Source organism: Tenuifilum sp. (genome assembly GCF_037481895.1).
Lineage (GTDB): Bacteria > Bacteroidota > Bacteroidia > Bacteroidales > Tenuifilaceae > Tenuifilum > Tenuifilum osseticum.
In genome coordinates, this window is record NZ_JBBFKU010000072.1 from 1 (window position 1) to 3,545 (window position 3,545).

Genomic DNA, 3,545 nt, shown 5'->3' on the forward strand with positions numbered 1-3,545 from the left:
CTGAGACTCAACACATTAAACCGCAGAGCCTGATAAAATGCGGAAAAGAAAAGAGGGCGAAGTTGCCTTCGCCCTCATTTTGGAGAATTTTAATAAAATCTTTTTGATTAGTTAAAGATGTAGCGGATACCAAACTGAGCCGACCAAACATCACCTATTGAGGCTGAGTGGCTGAAGGTATCAGTAATCTTTACAATAGTACCATCGGTTTTAACACCAAGAGTATTTAAGCGGTAAGTAGCAGGGTTTGCGGAACCACTTACAACACGGATAGGCCTGTTATTATTAATTACCCAACCTACACCCCAATCGCTGTTAATAAGGTTGGTTACATTAATAATGTTCATGGTGAACTGTAGCACATTACGCTTACCGCCAGTGTAAATGTAAAACTCCTGGGTAATATTTAGGTCGGCACTCCAAACCCATGGATATACAACGCCGTTACGTTCAGCGAATTTACCACGATTAGCATTTAGGTACTCATCCTGCTTGATATAAGCTTCCCAGTCAGCTACTTGCTCAGCAGCTGTATAGGTTGGAGCTGGGCCAGTACCATCGGGGTCATAATTAACAAAGTTCATTTCGGAAGCATCCTTGTGGATGTAAATGAGGTCATTAGTATTGCCATCACCATTTAAATCATTGGAATAGATGTAACTAGTTCTACCTTGGTTACGTCCTTCAAGGAAGAAGCCAATTTGAGTTGAACCAAACTTCTTATACTCAAGTTTGTAGGATGCTGCAAGGATGAAGCGGTGGCGCTGGTCGTTGCTTGAGAAGGCCAAGGGGGCATTATTGGGATCCCAGTAAATCAAGTTGTTATTGTATGAACCAGCTGCAATTGAACCTGGGTCAACAGTATTCTTTGATACTCCAAAGTTATAGGCAGCCTTTACAAAGAAACCATTTGCAAAAGGTTTCTCAAGACTAGCTGCCAACGAGTAGCCATAACCATTATTTGAATTGTCAAGAGTTACTGCATTTACAACATTGCTGTTAATACGGGTAGATGTATAGCGAGGGCGTTCAATAACACCACCGGGTCTGTAAACAACATTGTTAGAAAGCGGCAGGTTAGCATTGAAGTATCCAATACCGTTAACCTCCTGGTTATAGATAAACTCTAAGGTACTCAAGAAACCGAAAGGTAACTTAAGGTCAGCAGCAAGATTGGTTCTCCAGGTTTGGGGGAATTTAAAGTCGGGATCGGTAATTGCAAGCTCGTACGACGAGGGTAGAGTTGGGGTAGCAGGAATGTAATGCTTGGGATCTGGATTGAAAGGATAGGCAGTGGTGTTATCAGTTTGGATAAACCCGGTTAACACACCATTGTTACCAATCTGATTCGAAATCCATACGAAAGCAGGACGACCTGTGAATAAACCTGTACCTCCACGTAGCTGAATCTTGCGATCGCCGGTAACGTCGTAGTTAAATCCTAACCTAGGTGAGTAAAGGAGCTTTGGATCGGGCAGCTTATCAGTGTTTATCTTATAGGGCTGACCTTTCCTGTCAATAAAGGTTTGTCCGGCAACGGTCTCGTTCTTGAAACCTGTGTTATCAAAAATAGGTACATCGACACGGATACCAGCGGTGATCTTTAAGCCTTTAAGCGGAGTAAACTGATCCTGAATATATGCACCGGCATAAGTTACACGTGTTGGTTGTACAGGCTCTGCACCACCAGGCAAAGCAGAATACCTTAACTGAAACCTTCTTAATGTAACTGGGCTAACAGTTCGGTTGGGATCAGTAAGGTAACCATTAGCATCGGTATACCAATCTGCAAGGCTGCTGTAAACATAAATACTTTGTGAACCTGGGAAGAAAACATTGCGGAACGAGAATCGTTCAATGTTAAAACCAGCAGTTAAAGTATGATTACCTGCAAAGTAAGTTAAGTTGTTTTGCAACTGGTAAGTTTTGTAGCTCAACTGGTTGCTTGGTGTAAAAGGCTCAAAACCAAATGTGATGTATGTAGTAGAAGCGTTTTGAATCTCAACCAGTGGGAAGAAATCGCCACGCGAACCCCTATCCTCATTCTGGTAGGTATAACCAAAAATCAGGTTGTTGGAGAAACGCCCAAAGGTTGAATTCAACTCACCAATCACTGAGTGGATAATTTCTTTCTGAATATAGTTAGAGTTCTGGTAATTAAGGGCCTGAGTACTGGTTCTACGGTTCCCAAATCCTAACGATGAACTGTTACTACAAAGCACATCGGTTTGGGAATCGAGCCAGTTGTAACGTATACTAAACTTGTGGTTGTTGCTGATGTTATAATCTAACTTAACCAAAAACTTGTTACCCTTCATTTCATTGTTATACCCCTGGTAAGGCCCAGTTTCGTAATTGAAGTTATCCTTAAGGAAGGTACTAAGGTTATCCAAATCGCTTTTTAGAACGCGGGTGACATTTCCTCCAACTGTTTCGCCACCCAAATTGGCTCTGTACGAAGTTGCAGGACGTGAATCGGTTTCAAACTCACCGTTTACAAAAAAGAAGAGTTTGTTCTTAATAATAGGTCCTCCTAGGCGGAATCCGTATTGAGCAACATTGAAGTCTTGCGATGTTACATCAACACCATACGCCTTATCGCCTATCCAGCTCTGATTACGAACTGTGTAAAAAGCGGCCCCGGAAAAATCGTTAGTACCGCTCTTGGTAACAGCGTTTACACCTGCACCAACGAACCCCGCCTGACGAACGTCAAAAGGAGCAATTGATACTTGAATTTCTTCAATGGCATCAAGCGAAATGGGAGCAGTACCTGTTCTGCCACCAGGTTGGTCAGCTAAACCAAAGCTATTATTGAAAATTGAACCGTCGATGGTGATGTTGTTTAATCTTGCATCCTGACCTACAAACGAACGGCCACTGGCTTGTGGAGTGAGTTTTGTGAAATCGTTAATTGAACGGTTAATGGTTGGTAAGGCAGCAATATACTCCCCAGTAATACTTGTTGCTGCACCAGTACGGTCAGAGCTGAATACGTTACTCCTTACACCTGTAACAACAACCTCCTGAAGTTCAATTTGAGACTCTGAAAGTTGAGCATCAAGGTTGAATGTTGTACCAAGGTTTAGGTAAACATCATCGTACACGGCATCCTTGTATCCAACAAAGCTGATGGTAACCTTGTACGGACCACCAACCCTCATCGATGGCATAAAGTAAACCCCATTAGTACCAGTTGTAGTACCATAGGTTGTACCGGAAGGTACATGAACGGCAACTATTGTAGCACCCGGAAGAGTACCTCCGTTCTGATCAGTAACCCTACCGCTCATGTTTGCAGTGGTTACACCCTGACCGTTAGCCATTAGTGCTGTAAACACAATGCCAACGGTAAGTAGTAAGTTACGTAATTGTTTAAACATAGGCTTTGGATTTAGTTGTTAGTTGATTTAGCAGTACATTTATGTATCAAAAATAGAGAATAACAATCAAAACTATTGCTTTAAAAACATTAACAAATTGTTAAACCCCCGCAAACGTTTGAAACAAATTGTTTCATGGAGCAGTAATAACCTCAAGGATTT

The 3,545-nt window shown here is 42.0% G+C and carries 1 protein-coding gene; it reads right to left on the reverse strand.

The features are described 5' to 3' along the window. Nucleotides 1–107: 107 nt before the first annotated feature. Nucleotides 108–3,383 carry a TonB-dependent receptor gene (locus WHS63_RS13100; protein WP_445205504.1) on the reverse strand — a complete coding sequence of 1,092 codons (3,276 nt, stop codon included), beginning with the start codon at nucleotides 3,381–3,383 and terminating at the stop codon, nucleotides 108–110. Nucleotides 3,384–3,545 lie beyond the last annotated feature (162 nt).